General features: G+C 71.8%; 20 protein-coding genes. 12 read left to right on the forward strand and 8 right to left on the reverse strand.

Annotated elements, in window-relative coordinates; translation table 11 throughout:
• Positions 1-5 precede the first annotated feature (5 nt).
• Both U9R90_RS20935 and U9R90_RS20940 read right to left on the reverse strand, forming a co-directional pair.
• A complete protein-coding gene (locus tag U9R90_RS20935) occupies positions 6-2,486 on the reverse strand; it encodes a beta-glucosidase family protein (RefSeq protein WP_411058180.1) in 2,481 nt (826 codons plus the stop codon).
• A gap of 216 nt (positions 2,487-2,702) precedes the next feature.
• A complete protein-coding gene (locus U9R90_RS20940) occupies positions 2,703-3,155 on the reverse strand; it encodes a DUF4442 domain-containing protein (protein ID WP_411058181.1) in 453 nt (150 codons plus the stop codon).
• 140 nt (positions 3,156-3,295) lie between these two features.
• Here U9R90_RS20940 and U9R90_RS20945 point away from each other — a divergent pair, with 140 nt between their 5' ends.
• On the forward strand, positions 3,296-4,366 hold the full coding sequence (locus tag U9R90_RS20945) for a hypothetical protein (protein WP_411058182.1): 1,071 nt from the start codon (positions 3,296-3,298) through the stop codon (positions 4,364-4,366).
• Between the two features lie 66 nt (positions 4,367-4,432).
• Positions 4,433-5,740, forward strand: coding sequence for an MFS transporter (locus tag U9R90_RS20950; protein ID WP_411058183.1), 1,308 nt, complete (start codon positions 4,433-4,435; stop codon positions 5,738-5,740).
• Here the strand turns inward: U9R90_RS20950 and U9R90_RS20955 are convergent.
• Together U9R90_RS20955 and tuf are read right to left on the reverse strand one after the other, a co-directional pair.
• Positions 5,702-6,547 carry a spermidine synthase gene (locus tag U9R90_RS20955; protein WP_411058184.1) on the reverse strand — a complete coding sequence of 282 codons (846 nt, stop codon included), beginning with the start codon at positions 6,545-6,547 and terminating at the stop codon, positions 5,702-5,704. The genes U9R90_RS20950 and U9R90_RS20955 overlap by 39 nt on opposite strands.
• A gap of 73 nt (positions 6,548-6,620) precedes the next feature.
• The gene (gene tuf, locus U9R90_RS20960) at positions 6,621-7,790 is read right to left on the reverse strand and encodes an elongation factor Tu (protein ID WP_411058185.1); all 1,170 of its coding nucleotides are present in this window, start codon (positions 7,788-7,790) and stop codon (positions 6,621-6,623) included.
• 365 nt (positions 7,791-8,155) lie between these two features.
• On the opposite strand from tuf, the gene U9R90_RS20965 reads away from it, so the two are divergent.
• From U9R90_RS20965 to lnt, 8 genes are all read left to right on the forward strand, one after another.
• Positions 8,156-8,866 (forward strand): TVP38/TMEM64 family protein, encoded by a 711-nt coding sequence (locus U9R90_RS20965; protein WP_411058186.1) that lies wholly within the window; start codon positions 8,156-8,158, stop codon positions 8,864-8,866.
• 184 nt (positions 8,867-9,050) lie between these two features.
• Positions 9,051-9,923, forward strand: coding sequence for an undecaprenyl-diphosphate phosphatase (locus U9R90_RS20970; RefSeq protein WP_411058187.1), 873 nt, complete (start codon positions 9,051-9,053; stop codon positions 9,921-9,923).
• A 175-nt stretch (positions 9,924-10,098) separates the two neighbouring features.
• Positions 10,099-10,350, forward strand: a complete 252-nt coding sequence (locus tag U9R90_RS20975; RefSeq protein ID WP_411058188.1) for a hypothetical protein — start codon at positions 10,099-10,101, stop codon at positions 10,348-10,350.
• A 216-nt stretch (positions 10,351-10,566) separates the two neighbouring features.
• Positions 10,567-11,445, forward strand: a complete 879-nt coding sequence (locus U9R90_RS20980) for a PASTA domain-containing protein (RefSeq protein WP_411058189.1) — start codon at positions 10,567-10,569, stop codon at positions 11,443-11,445.
• 240 nt (positions 11,446-11,685) lie between these two features.
• Entirely contained in the window at positions 11,686-13,710 is a 2,025-nt protein-coding gene (locus U9R90_RS20985) for a GTP-binding protein (protein ID WP_411058190.1), read from the forward strand.
• A 79-nt stretch (positions 13,711-13,789) separates the two neighbouring features.
• Positions 13,790-13,975: a hypothetical protein gene (locus U9R90_RS20990; RefSeq protein ID WP_411058191.1), complete on the forward strand. Its 186-nt coding sequence runs from the start codon at positions 13,790-13,792 to the stop codon at positions 13,973-13,975.
• Positions 13,976-14,024: 49 nt separating this feature from the next.
• The gene (locus U9R90_RS20995) at positions 14,025-14,498 is read left to right on the forward strand and encodes a nuclear transport factor 2 family protein (RefSeq protein WP_411058192.1); all 474 of its coding nucleotides are present in this window, start codon (positions 14,025-14,027) and stop codon (positions 14,496-14,498) included.
• Between the two features lie 147 nt (positions 14,499-14,645).
• On the forward strand, positions 14,646-16,226 hold the full coding sequence (gene lnt, locus U9R90_RS21000; protein WP_411058193.1) for an apolipoprotein N-acyltransferase: 1,581 nt from the start codon (positions 14,646-14,648) through the stop codon (positions 16,224-16,226).
• Here the strand turns inward: lnt and U9R90_RS21005 are convergent.
• Together U9R90_RS21005 and U9R90_RS21010 are read right to left on the reverse strand one after the other, a co-directional pair.
• Positions 16,150-17,055: a Gfo/Idh/MocA family protein gene (locus U9R90_RS21005; protein WP_411058194.1), complete on the reverse strand. Its 906-nt coding sequence runs from the start codon at positions 17,053-17,055 to the stop codon at positions 16,150-16,152. The genes lnt and U9R90_RS21005 overlap by 77 nt on opposite strands.
• Before the next feature lie 16 nt (positions 17,056-17,071).
• Complete coding sequence (locus U9R90_RS21010) at positions 17,072-18,274, reverse strand: FAD-dependent monooxygenase (RefSeq protein WP_411058195.1); 1,203 nt, start codon at positions 18,272-18,274, stop codon at positions 17,072-17,074.
• Between the two features lie 82 nt (positions 18,275-18,356).
• Between U9R90_RS21010 and U9R90_RS21015 the strand changes: the two genes are divergently transcribed.
• The gene (locus U9R90_RS21015; RefSeq protein WP_411058196.1) at positions 18,357-18,950 is read left to right on the forward strand and encodes a TetR/AcrR family transcriptional regulator; all 594 of its coding nucleotides are present in this window, start codon (positions 18,357-18,359) and stop codon (positions 18,948-18,950) included.
• Between the two features lie 163 nt (positions 18,951-19,113).
• On the forward strand, positions 19,114-19,647 hold the full coding sequence (locus tag U9R90_RS21020; RefSeq protein WP_411058197.1) for a hypothetical protein: 534 nt from the start codon (positions 19,114-19,116) through the stop codon (positions 19,645-19,647).
• Positions 19,648-19,757: 110 nt separating this feature from the next.
• Here U9R90_RS21020 and U9R90_RS21025 read toward each other — a convergent pair whose 3' ends face one another.
• Positions 19,758-20,231, reverse strand: coding sequence for a hypothetical protein (locus tag U9R90_RS21025; RefSeq protein ID WP_411058198.1), 474 nt, complete (start codon positions 20,229-20,231; stop codon positions 19,758-19,760).
• 101 nt (positions 20,232-20,332) lie between these two features.
• Positions 20,333-21,028 (reverse strand): uracil-DNA glycosylase, encoded by a 696-nt coding sequence (gene ung, locus U9R90_RS21030; protein WP_411058199.1) that lies wholly within the window; start codon positions 21,026-21,028, stop codon positions 20,333-20,335.
• Between the last annotated feature and the right edge of the window lie 38 nt (positions 21,029-21,066).

Below are 21,066 nucleotides of genomic sequence, written 5' to 3' on the forward strand. Positions count from 1 at the left end.
CGCGCTCACTCCGGCGCCCCCACCCGCGCCTCCCCGCGCAGCCGCAGATCGCGGGACGAGGCGCCCACCCACACCGTGCGCAGGCCGGTACCCAGTACCCACGCGTGCCATTCGGTGTCCCACGAGGACAGGGTGCGCCGGGTGACCCGTACGGTCATCCGGCGCCGCTCGCCCGCCTTCAGCGCGAGCCTGCGGTAGCCGGCGAGGGCCCGCTCCGGCTGGTCGAGTCGGAGATCGGGGGACGGGCCCACGTAGACCTGGGCGACCTCGATGCCGTCGCGGCCGCCGGTGTTGCGTACGGAGCAGCTCACCGCGAGGCCGTCCCCCACGGTGTGCACCGCCAGATCCGAGTACGCGAAGGTCGTGTACGACAGACCGTGCCCGAAGGGGAACAGGGGCCGCAGTCGGTTGGCGTCGTACCAGCGGTGGCCGATGTGGACGCCCTCGGAGTACTCCTCGATCCCGTCGACGCCCGGATAGCGGCGCGCATTCCCGGCCATGGGGTGCGTCTGGTCGTCGAGCGGGAAGGTCTGGGTGAGCCGCCCGCCGGGGTCCGTGTCACCGAACAGGATCGCGGCGGTGGCCGCCGCGCCCTCCTGCCCGGGGTAGTACATCTGCAGCACCGCGGCGGTCCGCTCCAGCCACGGCATCGTGATCGCCGAGGAGGTGTTGAGGACGACGGTGGTTCGCTCGTTGGCCGCTGTGACGGCCTCGATCAGGCGCTCCTGGTGGCCGGGGAGGGCGAGCGTCGTGCGGTCCTGGCCTTCGGTGGCGTCCTCGTAGGCGAAGAGCACGACGCTGTGCGCGGCGCGCGCGACCCGTACCGCGTCGGCCAGATCCTCGGCGCGGGTCGCTCCGGTGATGCGCCGCAGGCGGAAGAGCTGCCCGTTGTCGCCGCCCGTCGCGGTGATCCGCAGCTGGTGTCGGCCTGCGGGGAGGCCGAGGGTCTTGCGGCGTACCGTGAGTCCGTCGGGGGCGGTCGGCACCAGGCCTCCGTTGAAGAGCTCGCCGAGGCCCTCGGCGAGGGGGAAGAGCTCCTCGCCGTCCAGGTGGACCTCGGGGCGCTCGCCCGAGTAGTGGACGACGAAGGTCCACTCGTCCTGCTCGGGTGTGGTGAGGGTCCCGTCGTACTCCCAGGTCTCGCCCGGGCCAACGCCCTGCCCCTCCGGCTCGAATCCGGAGGTCAGCGCGGCCTCGGGCAGTGGCCTGCCATAGAGGTCCTCGCCCAGTGCGTAGGTCACCCGCGCCGCGTTGCCCGCGCGTTCGGTGAGGGTGTGGAGGGGGCTGTCGGCGTGGTCGGGGACCACATGGGCGCTGCCGCCCCCGCTGACGAAGGGGACGGAGCCGGTGGGCCCGACGACGGCGATGTGCTGGGCCGCGTGCCCGGTGAGCGGGAGGGTGCGGTGCTCGTTGCGGAGCAGAACCGCCCCGGCCTTGGCGACCTTCAGCGCGATCCCGGCCCCGGCCTCGGGGCTCCGGGCGGGCCGCGCCGGAGCGCTGCCGTCCAGCAGTCCGAAGCGGTCGAGGACGGACAGGATCCGGCCCACGGCACGGTCCACGGCGGCCTGGGACGCGCGGCCGTCCTGGACGGCTTCCCGCAGCGCGGCATCGAAGTGGATGCCGCTCGGCATCTCCATGTCGAGCCCGGCGTCGAGCGCGGCGACCGTGCTGTGCGCAGCGAACCAGTCGGTCATCACCCAGCCGTCGAAGTCCCAGTCCTTGCGCAGCAGATCGCTGAGCAGTTCCCTGTTCTCGCAGGCGAAGGTGCCGTTGACCTTGTTGTACGCCCCCATGACGGCCCCGGCTCCGGCGGCCACGGCGGCTTCGAAGCCCCGTAGCTCGGTCTCGCGCATCGTCCGGTCTCCGGCGACCACGTCGATGGTCATCCGGTCCTTCTCCTGGTTGTTCAGCGCGAAGTGCTTCACCGTCGCGATGAGTCCCTCGTCCTGGATGCCCCGGATCTCCTCGGCGACCAGGTCGGCCGAGAGCAGCGGGTCCTCGCTGAAGGTCTCGAAGTTCCGTCCCGCGTACGGCGTGCGGATAAGGTTGACCATGGGCGACAGCAGGACGTCCTGGCCCAGCGCCCGCCCCTCCCTGCCGATGACCCGGCCGTACTCGCGGGCCAGCGCCGGGTCGAAGGCCGAGGCCAGCATCACGGGCGCGGGCAGCGCGGTGGCGTGCTCGGCCACCCGTACGCCTGCGGGGCCGTCCGCGAGCCGCAGCTCGGGGATGCCGAGGCGGGGCACACCGGGTACGTATCCGGCCTGGCCGAGGCTCTGGGGGTCCTCGGCGCCGTGCAGCAGCGAGATCTTCTCGTCGAGGGTGAGCTGGGCCAGCAGCGCCGCGGCCCGCGGGCCGCCTGGTGAGCGACCTGCTCGGGCCGCCGCGGGCGAGCGGCTGGCGAGACTCGCGGTGGCCGCGGTGGCGACCGCGATCGCGGTACTCAGCAGCCGCAGCGCCGACCGCCTGGACACGGTCTCGGACATAGGCCGTCCCTCCTGGAGTCCTTCTGTCGTGGCACACACCAGTCGAACGCACTATGCGACAGAACGGACTTGACAGTCTGTTGGACACCCCTGATCACGGCGGAAAACCACCACGCGAAACGGCGGACGCGCCGACCGGCCCCAAGGGGTTCGGTCGGCGCGTCGGCCCCAAGGGGTTCGGTCGGCGCGTCCGCCGCCGGTTGCCTGTGCTGCTGTTCAGCTGTTGGGACGCAGGGTCCAGGTGACGGTCATCTCCCCGGTCACCGCGCCGTCCTCGCGCTGGATGGCGATGGCGACGGGGAACTCCGGACGCTGGCCCGCGTCCAGCTCCGCGACCACGTCGGCGGCCGGGCGGCCCAGCGTCGCGGTGGCGGTCACCTGACCCATGGCGAGCTTCTTGTACGCGATGTCGGCACTCACCGCGAGCGGCACGGCCCGCGAGAGCTGGTCGCCGAACGCGGCGAGGACGATCGCCCCGCTCGCGGACTCGCCCAGCGTGAACATGGCGCCGGCGTGCGGTCCGCCGACGTGGTTGTGGTAGTCCGGCTGGTCCGGCAGCCGGAGTACGGCACGCTCAGGGGTGGTCTCGACGAGCTCGAGGTTCAGGGTCCGGGCCATCGGCACGGTGGCGGCGAGCATCTCGCCGATCGACATCTGGTCAGCGCTCATGGCGGCGATGTTACCCGCCAGTAGGAGTCCTTGGCCATCCCTCTCGGACGCGGTATCGCCGGGGGAACACTTGTACCGAGCACGTCACAAGAGAGGGGCGGCGATGGCACCCGTATCCCCACCCCTCTATCGTTCTCGCCATGTGGCCAGGACAGCAGCCGCCCGGGGGCGAGCAGAACCCGCAGGACCAGAACCAGAATCCCTACCAGCAGCCGGGGTACCAGCAGCCGAACCCGTACCAGCAACCGGGATACCAGCAGCAGCCCGACACGTACCAGCAGCCTGCCTACCAACAGCAACAGCAGGGGCAGGGGCAGTGGAACGCACCGACGGCCCCGATGGGCGCCGTCGCGTCGCCGCCGGGCAACGACCGCAAGAAGACGACGGTCATCGCCATCGTCGCGGCGACCGCGGTCGTGGTGGCGGCGGGTGTCACGGGCTACCTGGTGCTCGGCGGTGACGACGACGACACGAAGGACGAGTCCAAGGGCAAGAAGGAGAACGTCAAGGCCTCGCCGACGGCCTCGAAGGACCCCAGCCCCGACGCGTCGGAGTCGGCGCCGGACAACCCGCGCGGCACCGAGGACAAGGTCAAGCCTCAAATCAAGGGCTGGAAGGTCGTGGTCAACCCCAAGCACGGGACGGCCTTCGACGTGCCGCCGGAGTGGGAGATCGACTCCCCCGGCGTGATCACCGGCTACGAGAAGGACGACGCCAAGGCCGGCGACAAGCCCATCATCGTGATGTCGGCGCCCGCGTACTACAAGAGCGAGTGGTGCGGCGAGGACGACGACAAGGACGGCAAGACCGACTACACACGGCTCGCCACGACCGGCACCAAGGGCGCCAACGGCGCGACCAGCACCGCCGACGTCGCCGAGAAGCAGGTGCCGTGGTGGGTGTTCGGCGCCTACACGCAGCCGGACAAGAAGAGCATCACGTGGGACAAGAAGCCCAAGTCCTACACCACCGAGGCCGGCATCAAGGGCAGCTACGCGTGGGCCCGCTCCAAGGACTCGCCGCAGAAGGGCAAGAGCAAGTGCGCCACCGACGGCAAGGCGATCACCTTCGGCTTCAAGAACGCCAAGGGTGACTACGTGGCCTGGAGCCTGCACGGCGCGACCGGCGTCGACGACGAGCTGCCGGACAAGGACATCATGAAGATCATGAGCACGGTCCGGCACGCCGAACAGGACGAGTCCGCCGACTAGCACCGCTGACGCGGTCGCCCGGAAAAGGGTTTGGCAGGGCCCGAACTCCACGGCGATAGTTCACCGGTGGATCAGCCAGTGAACGCCGCCCCGCGACCGCACCGGCCCTCCTGGGCCGGACGCAACTACACCCTGCTGGCCGCCGCCGCGGTGGTGACGAACCTGGGCAGCCATGGTGCGTTGATCGCGGCGGCGTTCGCCGTTCTGGAGACGGGTGGCGACGGCGGCGACGTAGGTCTTGTGGCGATGGCCCGTACGTTGCCGCTGGTGCTGTTCCTGCTGATCGGCGGGGCGGTCGCGGACCGGCTGCCGCGACATCGGGTGATGGTCGCCGCCAACGCGCTGAACTGCGTGTCCCAGGCGGCCTTCGCGGTGCTGGTGCTCGCCGGTGAGCCGCGGTTGTGGCAGATGATGCTGCTCACTGGGCTCGGCGGCGCCGGGCAGGCGTTCTTCAACCCCGCCGCCGAGGGCATGCTGCTCTCCACCGTCACCGGCGAACAGGCCTCGCGCGCCTTCGCTGTCTTCCGGATGGCCGTGCAGGGCGCGGCGATCGGCGGTGCCGCGCTGGGCGGCGCCATGATCGCGGCGATCGGTCCCGGCTGGGTGCTCGCCGTGGACGCGGCGGCCTTCGCCGTCGCCGCGGCGCTACGGGCGTTCCTCGACGTCAGCCACATCCCCCGGCGCGAGCCCGGCGGCGGAATGCTCGCCGACCTGCGCGAGGGCTGGCAGGAGTTCGTCAGCCGGGCCTGGCTGTGGGCGATCGTCGCGCAGTTCTCGGTGGTGGTCGCGGTGGTGGGCGCCGCCGAGGCGGTGTACGGGCCGCTGGTCGCCCGGGACTCGCTGGGTGGTGCCGGTCCGTGGGGCCTGGCGCTGGCCGCTTTCGGGGCGGGTACGGTCGGCGGGGCACTGCTGATGATCCGCTGGAAGCCGCGCCGGCTGCTGCTGGCCGGCACGCTGTGCGTGTTCCCGCTCGCGCTGCCGTCGGCGGCGCTCGCCGTTCCGGTGTCGGCGGGAGCGCTGGCCGCCGTGATGTTCGTCAGCGGGGTCGCCATCGAGGTGTTCAGCGTCGCCTGGATGACGGCACTGCATCAGGAGATTCCGGAGGAGAAGTTCTCCCGGGTGTCCGCCTACGACTTCTTCGGGTCGCTCGCCATGGTGCCGCTGGCGACCGCGCTGGCCGGTCCCGCGGAGAGTGCGTTCGGGCGCGGGCCCGCGCTGTGGGCCTGCGCCGTGCTGGTCGTGGTGGTCACGGCCGCGGTGCTGTTCGTGCCGGACGTACGGAATCTGACGCTCCGTACGAAGGAGATCACAGGGGCCGCGACGACCACCGAGGCGTCAGCCGACGCTGAAGGCGCCGCCTGGCGGCTCGGGTGAGGGCACCGCGTCCTCGTCCCGTACCGGCGTCGCGTCCCCGATGAGGCGCCGCAGCGCCTTGCCCTGCTCCACGCGGGCGGGGAAGACGTCGGCGGCCGTGCGGCGGGCCAGGGCGGCGGTGTCCAGTTCGCGGTGTGCGGCGACCAGGACCGCGTTGCCGAAGCGTCGGCCGCGCAGCACCGACGGTTCCGCGATCAGGGCGAGGTGGGGGAACACCTCCTGGAACGTCGCGAGTTGGGACCGCAGGAAGGTGAAGGGCGCGCCGTCCGCGAGGTTCGCCGCGTAGACGCCGTCCGGGCGCAGCACCCGGTCGGCCTCGCGTGCGTACGCCAGCGTGGTCAGGTGCGCGGGTACCCGGGAGCCGCCGAAGACATCGCCGACCAGGACGTCGGCGCTGTCGGCCGGGGCCGCCGCGAGCCAGGCGCGGGCGTCCGCGCTGTGGGTGCGGACGCCGTCCGCCGGGTCGAGCGGCAGGTGCTCGGCGACCAGGGCGAGCAGGCCGCGGTCCGCCTCGACGACGTCCTGTCGCGATCCCGGTCGGGTCGCCGCGAGGTAGCGCGGCAGCGTCAGCGCCCCGCCGCCCAGGTGCACGGCGTCGAGGGGCCGGCCGGGCTCGGCCGTGGTGTCCAGGACGTGGGCGAGTCGGCGCGCGTACTCGAACTCCAGGTGGGTGGGTTCGTCCAGGTCTACGTATGACTGGGGCGCGCCGTCGACGGTGAGCAGCCAGGCGCGCGCCCGGTCCACGTCGGGCAGCAGCTTGGCCGTGCCGTGGTCCACGGCACGCGTCACGGGTATGGGTTCGTCCACCGCTCCATTGTGCCGGGCTCCGGGCCCGCCGACGCCCGCCCTCCGCGGTCCTGCGGAGGGCGGGCGCGCGCCGTCAGCCGACCTCGGTGACGGTGCCGGCGCCGACCGTACGGCCGCCCTCGCGGATCGCGAAGCCGAGCCCTGCCTCGAGCGGCACGTCACGCCCCAGCTCGACGGTGAGCGTGACGGTGTCGCCGGGGCGGGCGAGGGCGGTCTCGCCCAGGTCGACGTCGCCGACGACGTCCGCGGTACGGATGTAGAACTGCGGCCGGTAGCCGGTGGTGATCGGCGTCGTACGGCCGCCGTCCCTGGCGGACAGGACGTACACCTGGGCGGTGAAGCGCCGCCCGGGTGTGACGCTGCCCGGCGCGGCGACGATGTGGCCGCGCCGCACCCCGTCCCGTGGCACCCCGCGTAGCAGCAGCGCGACGTTGTCCCCGGCCTCGGCCTCGGCCATCGGCTTGCCGAAGGTCTCCAGACCGGTGACCACCGTCTCGGTGTCCGCGCCCAGGACCTCGACGCGGTCCCCGACGCGCACCGTGCCGCGCTCGACGGCGCCGGTCACGACGGTCCCGCGCCCGGTGATCGTGAGGACGTTCTCCACGGACAGCAGGAACGGGGCGTCGGTGTACCTGACCGGCATCGGGACGTAGGTGTCGACGGCGTCGAGGAGCGCCTCGACCGCCGCGGTCCAGCGCGGGTCCCCCTCCAGGGCCCGCAGCCCCGAGACCCGTACGACAGGCGCGCTGTCGCCTCCGTAGCCGTGCGCGGAGAGCAGCTCGCGTACCTCGAGCTCGACCAGGTCGGTGAGCTCCTCGTCGCCCGCGTCCGCCTTGTTGAGCGCCACGACGATGTGGTCGACGCCGACTTGGCGGGCGAGCAGTACGTGCTCGGCGGTCTGCGGCATGATCCCGTCGAGCGCGGAGACGACGAGGATCGCCCCGTCCAGCTGCGCGGCGCCGGTGACCATGTTCTTGACGTAGTCGGCATGGCCCGGCATGTCCACGTGCGCGTAGTGCCGGGTGTCGGTCTCGTACTCGACGTGCGAGATGTTGATGGTGATGCCGCGCTGCGCCTCCTCCGGGGCCCGGTCGATGCGGTCGAAGGGCACGAAGGTGCCGGAGCCACGCTCGGACAGGACCTTGGTGATGGCGGCGGTGAGGGTGGTCTTGCCGTGGTCGACGTGGCCCATGGTGCCGATGTTGAGGTGCGGCTTGGTGCGTACGTATGCCGTCTTGGGCATGGTGAATTTCCCTGTACTACTCGAAGTACTCGAAGTGTGAGCGGGGACCCCGGAGCTTCGCCGACCCTCCCCCTGCGGGGTCCGCCGGACGATCCGGGAAGGGTCAGCTTCGGGCGCCGTCGAGCAGGACGGCGGCAGCCTTGGCAGCGTCCGCGACTGCGGACGGAGCTGCGAGGAAGGCGTGCCGGAACATGTCAGCGATCATCGCCGACGGGGGCGTGCCGGTCGAATGGTTTTCCCGCTACGGGAGTTCGGGCGGGCCGGGTCGCGCGCGGCACCCTGCCTTACGGGGCGTGGGGGTGCCCGTGGGGTGTATGAGACGCACCATACGGCGATCACACGTATGGGTCGGTTAGTCTCCCCGGATGCTCGCCCCCGTCCCCAGGCCCGCCTCCATAGGCCTCGCCGCGCGCTGCGCCGGCGTCCTGCTCTCCCCGCGGTCGCGGCTGATCCTGCTCGCCGTGCTGCTCGCCTGCGCGGGGGCGGCGGTGCTGGTCTTCGAGCCGCAGCGGCTGCTCGTGGACGGCTGGCCGCCGCAGGTGAACGGGGCCGCGGCGGTCGTCTTCTTCGCGGTGGCGTACGGCGTGTGCACGGCGGCGTTCGTGCCGCGGCCGCTGCTGAACCTCGCGGCGGGCGCGCTGTTCGGGTCCCAGGCGGGTCTGGTCGGGGCGCTCGCCGGTACGGTGATCGGCGCCGGGATCGCCTTCGGGCTCGGCCGAGTGCTGGGGCAGGAGGCGCTGCGGCCGCTGCTGCGCGGGCGCTGGGTGCGTGCCGTGGACGGGCAGCTCAGTCGGCACGGGTTCCGGTCGGTGCTGGCTTCTCGGTTGTTTCCCGGGGTCCCGTTCTGGGCGGTGAACTACTGCGCGGCGGTGTCCCGGATGCGTCCCGAGCCCTTTCTGCTGGCTACCGCCCTGGGGTCGATACCCAACACCGCGGCCTACGTCATCGCGGGCAGCCGGGCCACGACGCCGACATCGCCCGTGTTCCTGATCGCGATGGGGTTCATCGCGATCACCGGTCTCGCCGGCCTGGTGGTCGCCTGGTGCAAGCGCCACCGGCTGCGCGGCGCGCGTTGATCCGCGGGCGGGCCGCGGTCCCGCGTGCGGGTGAGGGGGCTCGCTCAGCGCTCACTTTTTCGGACGGTACGCTGCGCACCGGCGAGGAGTCGATCTCCTCCCTCACCTGACCAATTCCGCACGACGTCCGGACCCGCGTGTGCGTGGGCCGACGCATGATCAGACCCGGGACGGCACAAGCCCCATGAGCTGGTTCGAATCATTCATCCTCGGACTCGTCCAGGGGCTAAGTGAGTTCCTCCCCATCTCCTCCAGCGCCCATCTGCGGCTGACGGCCGCCTTCGCGGGCTGGGAGGACCCGGGGGCCGCGTTCACGGCCATCAGCCAGATCGGCACCGAGGCGGCCGTGCTGATCTACTTCCGCAAGGACATCGGACGCATCCTGTCCGCCTGGACCCGCTCCCTCACGGACAAGGCGATGCGCGGCGACCACGACGCCCAGATGGGCTGGCTGGTCATCGTCGGCTCGATCCCGATCGGCGTGTTCGGCCTCACGCTCAAGGACCAGATCGAGGGCCCGTTCCGCGATCTGCGGCTGATCGCCACGACCCTGATCGTCCTCGGCGTGGTCCTCGGTGTCGCGGACCGTCTCGCGGCCCGCGACGAGACGGGCGGCAAGCACCGCGCGGTGAAGCAGCGCAAGACCCTCAAAGACCTCGGCATCAGGGACGGCCTGATCTTCGGCCTCTGCCAGTCGATGGCCCTGATCCCGGGCGTCTCCCGCTCCGGCGCCACGATCAGCGGCGGTCTGCTGATGGGCTACACGCGTGAGTCCGCGGCCCGCTACTCCTTCCTGCTGGCCATTCCGGCGGTGCTCGCCTCCGGCGCGTACGAGCTCAAGGAGGTCGGCGAGAGCCATGTCTCGTGGGGCCCGACGATCTTCGCGACAATTGTTGCTTTTGTTGTGGGGTACGCGGTTATCGCCTGGTTTATGAAGTTCATCACGACCAAGAGCTTCATGCCCTTTGTCTACTACCGCATCGCCCTCGGCCTCGTCCTGTTCGCCCTGATCGGTACGGATGCACTGAGCCCGCACGCGGGCGAGTCGGGGGACTGATCAGCCGCGACAGGAGCCCGGTGAACCCTCTGTGAGGCCAAGGTCACAGTTTCGAACGGATACGCCGGATTGGCGCTATATCCCCTGGTCAGAGTGATCTCCGGCGCCTACACCGGGCCGCTGGGGCTCGACACGGGGGAACGGACGGTCAGAATCCGCCCCTAGGCTTTACGGCATGCCCCCGAAACCTGAGCCCTGTCGTTCCGTGCGGTCCGCCGATGTCGTGAACGACCAGATCCGTGCCCTGTGGGCGCGTGCGGGCGGCCGCCTGGGTACGGAGCAGCGGCGCGAGTACGAGCGGCTGATCGCGGAGTGGGCGGCGGCGGTGCGCCGCGAAAGCGCCGCCCCGGCACCTGCCCGTCGGCGCACGCCCCGGAGCACCGGCCACTCGCGTCGGGCGGCCGACGCCGCGGCCGTGCGCCGCTGATCTCAAGCGGCCGTGCGCCGCTGATCTCAGGCGGCCCTGCACCGCGCATCGCAAGCGGCCGTGCGCCGCTGATCGCAAGCTCGGCCTTTCGGACCGTTCCGGCTCTGAATGTGTTCGCCCAGGTCACGGGTGCGCCACGCACCTCCCTGTTTCGCTGCGGCCGCTGCCACCGGCGCGCCACACTCCCCCGTCTGACCCCGTCGACGGAGGACCACCATGAAGTCGCGTTTCGCGAACATACCCATCGCGGTCACGGTGGCCGCAGCCGTGGCTGTGCTCGGCGCATGCGCCGCACCCGTTGACGGCAAGAACCCCGCCGCCGGCTCCACCCCGTCGGCAGCCGATTCCGCCACCGCGCCCACGCTGGCCGAACAGACGGGCGAGGCCCTGGACGACGCGGTGGCCGCCGCCCGTGACGCCGGGCTGACCGCCTCTTCGCACGACGCCAGCGACCTGAGCCGTACTCCGTTGCGCACCTCGGCCTGGACCGTCTGCTTCGAGGAACGTACGGCGAAGACCGTCGACTTCGGGGTGGTCAGGGCCAAGGAACCATGCCCCGCGAAGGACAAGGAGCCGATTCCCTGGCCGACGCTTCCCGACCTTGTCGGTCTCACTACCGACAAAGCGGCCGCCAAGCTGCGGGCCGAGGGAATCCGCTCCGCGAAACTCCGGATCGTCAGCCCGTTCAAGGACGTCACCGTCCCCGCCGAAGCCGGTGACTGGACGGTCTGCTTCACCGATCCCGAGGCCGGAGCCGACATCACGTCCGCCGTCCGCGTCATCGAGCTCGAGGCCGTCAAGCCGGAAACCTCCTGCCCGAAGACCAGCGGCGGCTATCTGGACCGGACCAACGACCCCGACTACAAGCCCGCGCCCAAACCCACACCCACGCCCACACCGACGCCGAAACCCGCCCGCCCACACCGACGCCGAAACCCGCCCCCGCACCCACCCGCACGCCGGCGCCCGCACCCACTCACACGCCGCAACCCGGCAACACCGGTGGCTCCTCCGACAGCGTCCAGAAGGGGGTCTGGCCCGGTTCGTTCTGCTCCGCGCACGGGGCCTACGGACGCACCGCCAAGGGCACCCTGATGCGGTGTACGACCACCGCCACCGACGACCGGTACCGCTGGCGGGCCGTCTGAACCAGGGCGCCCCACGCCCGAACTCGCGATACCTGGGCTCGGGCGCCCAATAATCGGTTGTCCTCCGCGGCGGCCGTCTGCTGCACTGCGTGGCGACGGCAAGCCGACCAAGGAGTCGTGATCATGCGCGGATCTCTCATGTCCACCCAGCGGGAAATCACTGCCTACGCAGAGGACATGACACTCCGTGCACACCCTCAATCTGGGAATTCTGGCGCATGTTGACGCCGGCAAGACAAGCCTGACCGAACGGCTGCTGCACGCCGTCGGAGTCATCGACGAGATCGGAAGCGTCGATGACGGAAGTGCCCTGACCGATTCGCTGCCCCTGGAACGGCAACGGGGCATCACCATCAAGTCCGCGGTCGCCTCCTTCGTCGTCGACGGGGTCACCGTCAACCTGCTCGACACTCCGGGACACCCCGACTTCATCGCCGAGGTGGAGCGGGTGCTGAGCGTGCTCGACGGGGCCGTGCTCGTCGTCTCGGCCGTGGAGGGCGTACAGGCGCAGACCCGCGTGCTGATGCGCACGCTGCGGCGGCTGCGCATCCCCACCCTGGTCTTCGTCAACAAAGTCGACCGCCGCGGGGCGCGGGAGCAGGACCTACTGCGCGCGATCTCCGACCGACTGGCCGTGGACGGCGTCGCCCTCGGCACGGTGCGCGGGCTCGGCACCCGCGAGGCGCTCAGCGTCCCGTACGGTCCGGACGACGCCGGTTTCATCTCCCGGCTGGTCGATGTCCTGACCCGCCACGACGACGCGCTGCTCGCCGCCTGCCTGGACGACGCGGCGCCCGTGTCGTACGCGCGACTGCGCGCCGAGCTCGCCGCGCAGACCCGGTGCGGGCAGGTGTGTCCGGTGTTCTTCGGGTCGGCGATCACGGGCACCGGCGTCGACGCGCTGATCAGCGGCATCACCGAGCTGCTGCCCACGGCGGCGGGCGCCGCCGACGGGCCGGTCTCGGGCACCGTATTCAAGATCGAGCGCGGCCCTGCCGGGGAGAAGATCGCCTATGTGCGAATGGTCGCGGGAACGGTGCGGGTGCGGCAGCGGCTGCGGTTCGGGCGGGGCGAGGAGGGCAAGGTCACCGCGATCAGCGTGTTCGAGCATGGCTCGGACGTCCCGTACGAATCCGTCGGCGCGGGGCGGATCGCCCGGATCTGGGGGCTCGGCGCCATCCGGATCGGCGACACGATCGCCGACGCCACCGACGCGTCGGACGCCGCGCCGGACGCCGCGGGGCACCACTTCGCGCTGCCGACCCTGGAGACGGTCGTGGCGCCCCTCCGACGCGCCGACAAGGCCTCGCTGCACCAGGCGCTCACCCAACTCGCCGAACAGGACCCGCTGATCAACCTGCGGCAGGACGACCTCCGCCAGGAGACATCGGTCTCGCTCTACGGCGAGGTCCAGAAGGAGGTCATCCAGGCGACCCTCGCAGGCGACTTCGGCGTCGACGTCACCTTCCGCGAGACGACGACCGTCCACATCGAGCGGCCCGTCAGCAGCGGCGCGGCCGTCGAGATCATGCACACCGACCCCAACCCGTTCCTCGCCACCGTCGGGCTGCGCGTCGATCCGGAGCCCGTCGGCACCGGAGTGCGGTTCCGGCTGGGCGTCGAGCTCGGGGCGATGCCGTACGCGTTCTTCCGGGCGGTCGAGGAGACCGTCATGGAGACGCTGGGGCAGGGTCTGAACGGGTGGCAGGTGACGGACTGCACGGTCACCATGACGCATTCCGGTTACGCGCCGCGCCAGAGCCACGCCCACGCGATCTTCGACAAGAGCATGTCGAGCACCGCCGGGGACTTCCGCAATCTGACGCCCCTGGTCCTGATGAGCGCGCTCCAGCGGGCCGGGACCCGCGTGTCCGAGCCGATGCACCACTTCACCCTGGACATCCCGGCCCAGACCTACGGTTCGGTGCTGCCCGCCCTCGCCCGCCAGCGCGCCGTCCCTGGGACCTCGGTCCTGCGGGGGGCGTCGTATCTGGTGGAAGGCGTGATCCCGGCGGCTTCGGTGCACGGCCTGGAACAGCAGCTGCCGCCCCTGACCAGCGGCGAAGGCGTACTGACCAGCGCCTTCGACCACTACCAGGCAGTCCGCGGCGAGCCCCCGGCGCGCGCCCGGTGGGACCACGACCCGCTCAACCGCGAGGAGTACCTGCTGCGGGTCGTACGACGGGTCACCAGCCACCAGGAGCACGGGTGAACCGGGGGCGGTGTTCTCGCCCTTGGCGCAGGGGCAGCTCACCGACCGCTGTCCTCAGGGGTTTCCGGCCGATTCGCGGATGGCGGCCTCGCGGTTCCCGCAGCGCGGCAACCTGCCCGACGAACGGCTCGGACTGCTCCGTGGCGTACGGCAGCGGGAACATAACCTCATGTCGCTCGGCTGGCCCGACTCCTCGGCGGACGAACTCACCGAGACCGACCGACTGTCCGGCCGCGCGGGTGTCGAGGTGCCCGTTCGGGCCTGATCGCGGCATGGCTCTTGGCTGAGGAGCCGCAGTGGTCAACACTGAGCCGATGACACAGCGCGTGGACCTTGCGACCGTGATGGACCGGCTGGCGATCGACGCTCTGATCACCGACTACGCGATCACCCTCGACGACGGGGACTGGGCGGCCTACCAGGGCCTGTTCAGCCCGGACGGGCGCGCCGACTACCGCTCGGCGGGCGGCGTCGAGGGCGCCGCGGGCGAGGTCGCCGAGTGGCTGGCGGACACCGTGGGGCGGTTCCCGATGCGGCAGCATCTGATCGTCAACCGGCGGTTCCGCTTCGAGATCGTGGACGGCGACCCCGGGGACACCGCCCAGGTACAGGCCGACTATCTGAACCCGATGCGGCTGGCCGAGAAGAACGGCGACGACTCGGCGCCGGACCTCGAGTGCGGCGGCCGGTACGCCTTCTCCGTACTGCGTACCCGCATCGGCTGGCGGATCACCCGCGTCGTCGTCCATGAGAAATGGCGGCGTTTGGCCGCGAAGTCCAGCACCTGAGCCCGACTCCCCCGGCGACCAGCGCGCACGGCCCGAGCGCCCCGGCTCACGCGCCCTGTCGCCGTGCGCACCGGGCGCGCACACTGGGACGTAGGACGCACCACCGGGCATCCGGGGGCTGGACGACAGGACCCAGGGAGGCGCGGAATGGACCTCGCTGTCCGCCGGTGGGCGGCGCCGCTCGGCAGCCCGTGGTGGCGGGGCTGCGCCGCCCTGGTCGGCGGGGCGCTGCCCGCACTGGCGTTCCCCGCGCCGTCCTGGTGGTGGTTCGCCTACGTCGCGCTGGTGCCCTGGATGCTGCTCGCGGCCTCGGCGCCCACCGGACGGCGGGCTGCCCTGGACGGCTGGCTGGGCGGGGTCGGGTTCATGCTGGCGGCGCACCACTGGCTGCTGCCGAACCTCCATGTGTTCACGGTGCTGATCGCCGCCCTGCTGGGGCTGCTGTGGGCGCCCTGGGGCTGGCTGGTGCGCCATCTGCTGGGCGGGCGGCCCGCACGCGGCCGGGCCGCCGCGGCCCTGGTGGTGCTGCCGTCGGCCTGGCTGATCGTTGAGCTGGTCAGGTCGTGGGAGGGGTTGGGTGGCCCGTGGGGGCTGCTCGGCTCCAGCCAGTGGCAGGTGGAACCGGCGCTGCGGCTCGCGTCGGTGGGCGGGGTGTGGCTGGTCAGCCTGCTGATCGTGGCGGTGAACACCGCGGTCACCGCGCTGATCGCGGTCCCTGGGGCGCGTACCCCCGCGGTCGCCGGAATCTGCGCGGCCGCCCTCGCCACAGCGGCGGTCTGGCTCTGGTCCCCACGGCCGCGGCCCGCGGACCCGGTGCGGATCGCCCTGGTCCAGCCCGGCATCGTGAACGGCGCGGGCGACGGCGACAAGCGCTTCGCCCGCGAGGAGGCGCTGACCAGAACGCTGTCCGGCCAGGACACGGACCTGGTGGTCTGGGGCGAGAGCAGTGTCGGCCACGACCTGGCGGACCGGCCCGACCTGGCCGAGCGGCTCGCCGCGCTGTCGCGCGAGGTGGGCGCCCCGATCCTGGTGAACGTGGACGCGCGGCGCTCGGACCGGCCCGGGATCTTCAAGTCCTCGGTGCTGGTCGGCCCCGAGGGACCCACGGTCCAGCGGTACGACAAGATGCGTCTGGTCCCGTTCGGCGAGTACGTTCCCGCCCGCTCGCTGCTCGGCTGGGCGACGTCCGTGGGCAAGGCCGCCGACGAGGACCGCAGGCGCGGTCAGGCCCAGGTGCTGCTCGACGTGGCGGACGGCCTGCGAGTAGGGCCGCTGGTCTGCTTCGAGTCGGCGTTCCCCGACATGAGCCGGCAGCTGACGCGGGACGGCGCCCAGGTGCTGGTGGCCCAGTCGGCGACCTCCACGTTCCAGGGCAGCTGGGCGCCGGAGCAGCACGCCTCGCTCGCGGCGCTGCGGGCCGCCGAGAACGGCCGCCCCATGGTGCACGCCACGCTCACCGGAGTCTCCGCCGTGTACGGCCCGAGCGGGGAGCGGATCGGGGACCGGCTCGGCACGGACGCCCGTGTGGCGGCGGTCTACGAGGTGCCGCTGGCCTCGGGCAGCACGCTTTACGTCCGCCTGGGCGACTGGCCGGTGTACGGGGCGCTCGCGGTCCTGGCCGTACTGTGCGCGGCCGAGGGGGTGCGGGCCCTCAGGAGGCCTGCTCCCGAGCTTGCTGGACGATCCGCTCGCACAGCTCATGGGTCAGCAGGGCGTCCTGGGCACTGAGCACCACGCCGGCCCGTACGGAGTCCAGGAAGGCGAGGACGATCTGCTCGATGCCGCGCTGCCTGGCGACCGACACCCAGTCGCCGCGCCGCCGCACGCTCGGCTGGCCCTTGTGGTCCACGATCTCGGCGAGGTTGCGCACCTCCCGCTTGGTGTCCTGACCTGAGACCTCCAGGATCTCCTCGGCCGAGCCACTGAGCCGGTTCATCACGCCGATCGCCGTGAAGCCGTCACCGGCGAGCTGCAGCACCACATGGTGCATCAGGCCGTCCTTGACGCGGGCCCGCACCCCGATGTGGTCGACCGCGCCCGGTGCCAGAAAGCGCAGGGTGTCCACCACATGGATGAAGTCGTCGAGCACCAGCGTGCGCGGGTCCTCGGGCAGTCCGACGCGGTTCTTCTGCATCAGGATGAGCTCGCGCGGGTGCTCGACACACTGGGCGTAGCCGGGCGCGTAGCGGCGGTTGAAGCCGACGGCGAGGCTGGTGTCGCGCTCCTCGGCGAGCCGTACGAGCCGTTCGGAGTCGGCGAGTTCGTACGCCAGGGGCTTGTCGACGTAGGTGGCGACGCCCGCTTCGAGCAGGCGGGTGACGATCTCGGGGTGCACGCCGGTCGGCGCGTGGACGAACGCGGCGTCCAGGCCCTGGGCGAGCAGCGAGTCGAGGTCGGTGTGGCAGTGCGCGTCGGGGATGTGGTGGGTGGCCGCGACCCGCTTCAGGGTCGCGGGGCTGCGCGTCTGCAGATGGAGTTCGACACCCGGAAGCGTGCTGAGTACCGGCAGATAGGCCTTCCGCGCGATGTCCCCGAGCCCGATACAGCCGACCTTCACGTCCGTCTCCCTGCTGTCACTGGCGTTCCGCTTCGGCAGCATACGTGGCCGGAGAGCCTGCTTCGGAGGGCGGCCGCCAGTCCACGATGCCGTCGAAGCCGCGCAGGACCAGGTGGGGCGCCAGTGTGTTGACGCCCGCGATCAGCGCGTTGCGCAGCAGGACGCCGGGGGCGCTGGTGAGGGTGGTCATCCGGCCCGTCCGCGCGGACTTGCGGACGATGTCCATGGTGCGCGGCAGCCGGTCGCGGGTGTACGAGGCGAGTGCCGCGCCGGGGTCAGCGGTGGGGGTCGCGTGGTGGGCGAGTACGACCGCGTCCTCGATCGCCTGGTTGCCGCCCTGGCCGAGGCTGGGCGGCATGGCGTGCGCGGCGTCGCCGAGCAGCACTGTCCTGCCCCGGTGGTAGGCGGGCAGTGCCTGGCGCATGTAGTGCACGTCGTGGCGCAGTACGTGGTCCGGGCGTACGGCTTCGAGGATGTCCGGGACCGGGTGGTGCCAGGTGCCGAACCGGCGCTGGAGTTCGGCCTTCTCGTCGTCGGGTGCGTGCCCGCCCTCAGGGGCACGGGCGGCCGCGTAGGCGTAGGCCCGGCCGTCCTTCATCAGGTGGGTGCCCCAGAGCTGCCCCTTGCCCCAGGTCTCGTGCGAGCCGAACGGCCGCGCGGGCGCCGGGACCACGACCCGCCAGGTGGTGAAGCCGGCGTACTCAGGCCCGGGGTGCGCGGGGAAGAGTGCGCGCCGGACGCCGGAGTTGATGCCGTCGGCGCCGACCACGAGCTCGGCTTCGACGGCGCCGCCGGGGGTGCTGACGACGGCTGGCCGGTCGGGGCCGCCGGGGTCGGTGAGGGTGGCGGCGCTGGCGGTCCGTACGGCGCCTTCGGGCAGGCGGACGCGGAGCGTCTCGACGAGGGTGGCCCGGTGCAGCAGCACGATGGTGCCGCCGAAGCGCTCGGCCGCGGCCTTGCTTGAGGTGCGGGACAGCCAGCGTCCGCTGGGGGTGCGCAGGCCGCCGTCGCCCTGCCAGGCGGCGAGATCGCGGATCTCGTCGCCGACGCCGATGGTGTCCAGGGCGCGCTGGGAGTTGGGGGCGAGGGAGATTCCGGCGCCCACGGGCTCCAGGGCTGCGGCCCGTTCGAGGACGGTGACCTTCCAGCCCCGCTGATGCAGTGCGGCGGCAGCGGTCAGCCCGCCGATGCCGCCTCCGATGACGACCGCGCGTGCCATGACTCCTCCTCGGAACTACACCTGTAGTGCTCGATACGGAGACCGTACTACATGTGTAGTGACGCGGGGTAGGGTGTGGCTCATGGCCGCCGAACAGATGCCGGGTGTGCCCCGTGCCGAGCTCATCGCCGACGCCGCCCTGGCCCTGCTCGCCGAGCGCGGGATGCGCGGGCTCACCCACCGCGCCGTGGACGAGGCGGCGGGGCTGCCGCAGGGGTCGACGTCCAACCACGCGCGCACCCGGCTCGCTCTGCTGGAGGCGGCGGTACGGCGGCAGGCGGAGCGTGAGGCGGCCGTGCTGACGCCGGACGAGATACCGGACCCGACGGGCGGCGTCGAGACGCTGGCGGACGGCCTGGCGCTCGTCCTGCACCGCTATCTGACCGGCCACCGCCCCCTGCTCGTCTCGCGGTACGAGTTGGCCCTTGAGGCGACCCGCAGACCGGAGCTGCGCGCCTTCTACGACCAGGCGGGACGCCAATTCCGGGAGGCGGTGCTCGGCCTGTTGCGGGCGGTGGGATCGACGGCACCGGAGCGGCACACGCTGGCACTGGTGGCATACATCGACGGAATGATGTTCGCCTGCGTGGCCGGTTCGTTCCACGCCGAGGTGCCGAGCGAGGGCGAGCTAAGGGCGGGCCTCGGCGAGCTGCTACGCGGCATGGTCGACGCCTGACGGGGCGTGGTCGACGCCTGACCAGGCGTGGTCGAGGCCTGACCAGGCGTGGTCGACGCCTGACCGGGCGCGCGGGCCGCGTCAACCGGCCCCGTCACTCGTGCGGGGCATATCCACGCCCGTCCGTTCACCGCAGGGGGCTCAAGGCACCAGAGTGGCGCGGATGCACCGCACAACAACTACCGCGGCCCTGCTGGTGACGGTGGCGGCCTCGGCCGTCTCCGGCTGCGTCACCGTGGAACGGCCACCCGGGGCCCGGACCCCGTCCCCCACCGCGACACCGCACTCCGTGCCACACGCCCGCCACGGCACGGAGCCGCGCGAGGTACAGGCCCCCGCCCGCGAGGCACTGGAGATGATCGCCCCCGCGCAACGGGCATCGCCCGACGCCCCGCCCACGAGCGCCGCGTCGAAGCGCCCCGCGCCCACCGAGCCAGCGCCCCGCGGCCGCGCCGCCCGCCCCGACGCGGAGGCTCCCTCGAACACTCCGGGGAGCAAGGTCCGCCCGCCACGGCCCAGCCACGCCCCGGACGCCCCCGGACGGCCCGACACACCACCCGGCCTCGACCTCAGTCGAGGCCCGGTACCCGGCAGCGAGCAGTCCTGGGCCGGCCTGTGCGCGCTCGGCGAGCGGTACGGCGGCTGGCCCGCCGACAGCCCCGAGGCCCGCATCTGCCGGAAGGCCCACGGCCGCTGACCGGGCAGGCGGCGCGCCCGAGGATCGCTGACCTCCCGCACCCCCTGCCAGAGCGTGTGTCGGAAGTCCCTCCCGCCCTCCGGGCGACCAGCGGGACTTCCGACACACGTCTAGGCCCCGAGTCGCAGCTCAAGCCGCTCCACGGCGGCCCGAATACCGTCGCCGTACGGGTCGTCCCCCAGAACGCCGAGTCGGCCACGTGCCTTCCTCAGATGCGTGCGCGCCTCCTGCTCACGGCCGAGCTTCACGTAGTCGGCGGCCAGATTGAGGTGCAGCGAGGGATAGAACGCGCGCACCGCGAGTGACTGGTGATGCTCCTCCAGCCGCTCGTCGGTGAGCACATCGGCCGCGGTCAGCGCCCGCAGGTCCCAGGCGAGCTCATCCGCGGGGTCGTCCTGGGTGTCGGCCATGTAGTGCGCGATGGTGCAGCGGTGCAGGGGATCGCCGTCCTCGCCGATCTCGGTCCACAGCTCGAGGAAGCGGTTGCGGGCTTCTTCCCGGTCACCCGCGCGGTGCAGCATGATCGCCTGACCCGCCCGGGCCATCACGGGGTCCTGCGCCGCCTGTTCCTGCTGCTCTGCCACTGCTGCCTCCACGCTCGTGCGACAACCGCCGATCCGATCACCTGTGACGCTAACCGTCGCCACTGACAATCCCGGGCAGGCGCGGGGACGGCGGAGAGGGGTCAGGCCGCCGACTGGGCCAGGTCAGGGATGCGCCAGTCGATCGGGGCGTGCCCCTGGGCCGCCACCGCCTCGTTGATCTGCGTGAACGGCCTGGAGCCGAAGAACTTCTTCGCGGACAGCGGCGAGGGGTGCGCGCCCTTCACCACCACGTGCCGCTCGGTGTCGATCAGCGGGAGCTTCTTCTGCGCGTAGTTCCCCCACAGGACGAAGACGGCCGGATCGGTCCGCTCGGCCACGGTCCTGATCACCGCGTCCGTGAACTTCTCCCAGCCCTTGCCCTTGTGGGAGTTGGCCTCCCCGGCCCGGACCGTCAGAACCGCGTTGAGCAGCAGGACGCCCTGCTGGGCCCAGGGCAGCAGATATCCGTTGTCCGGGATCGGGGTGCCGAGCTCGGCCTGCATCTCCTTGTAGATGTTCCGCAGCGAGGGCGGGGTCTTCACACCGGGCCGTACGGAAAAGCACAGGCCATGCCCCTGGCCCTCGCCGTGATACGGGTCCTGGCCGAGCACCAGTACCTTGACCTGGTCGAACGGCGTGGCCTCCAGCGCGGCGAACACCTCGTCGCGCGGGGGGTACACGGGGCCCTTCGCCCGCTCGTCCTCGACGAAGTCGATGAGCTCCTTGAAGTAGGGCTGGTGCAGTTCGTCGCCCAGGACCCCGCGCCAGGACTCGGGGAGCAGGTCAGTGTCGGTCACGTCAACAACCTCCGGTGTGCGGTCACTTGTACACCGCA

The sequence above is a fragment of the Streptomyces sp. E11-3 genome, from assembly GCF_046540415.1.
Lineage (GTDB): Bacteria > Actinomycetota > Actinomycetes > Streptomycetales > Streptomycetaceae > Streptomyces.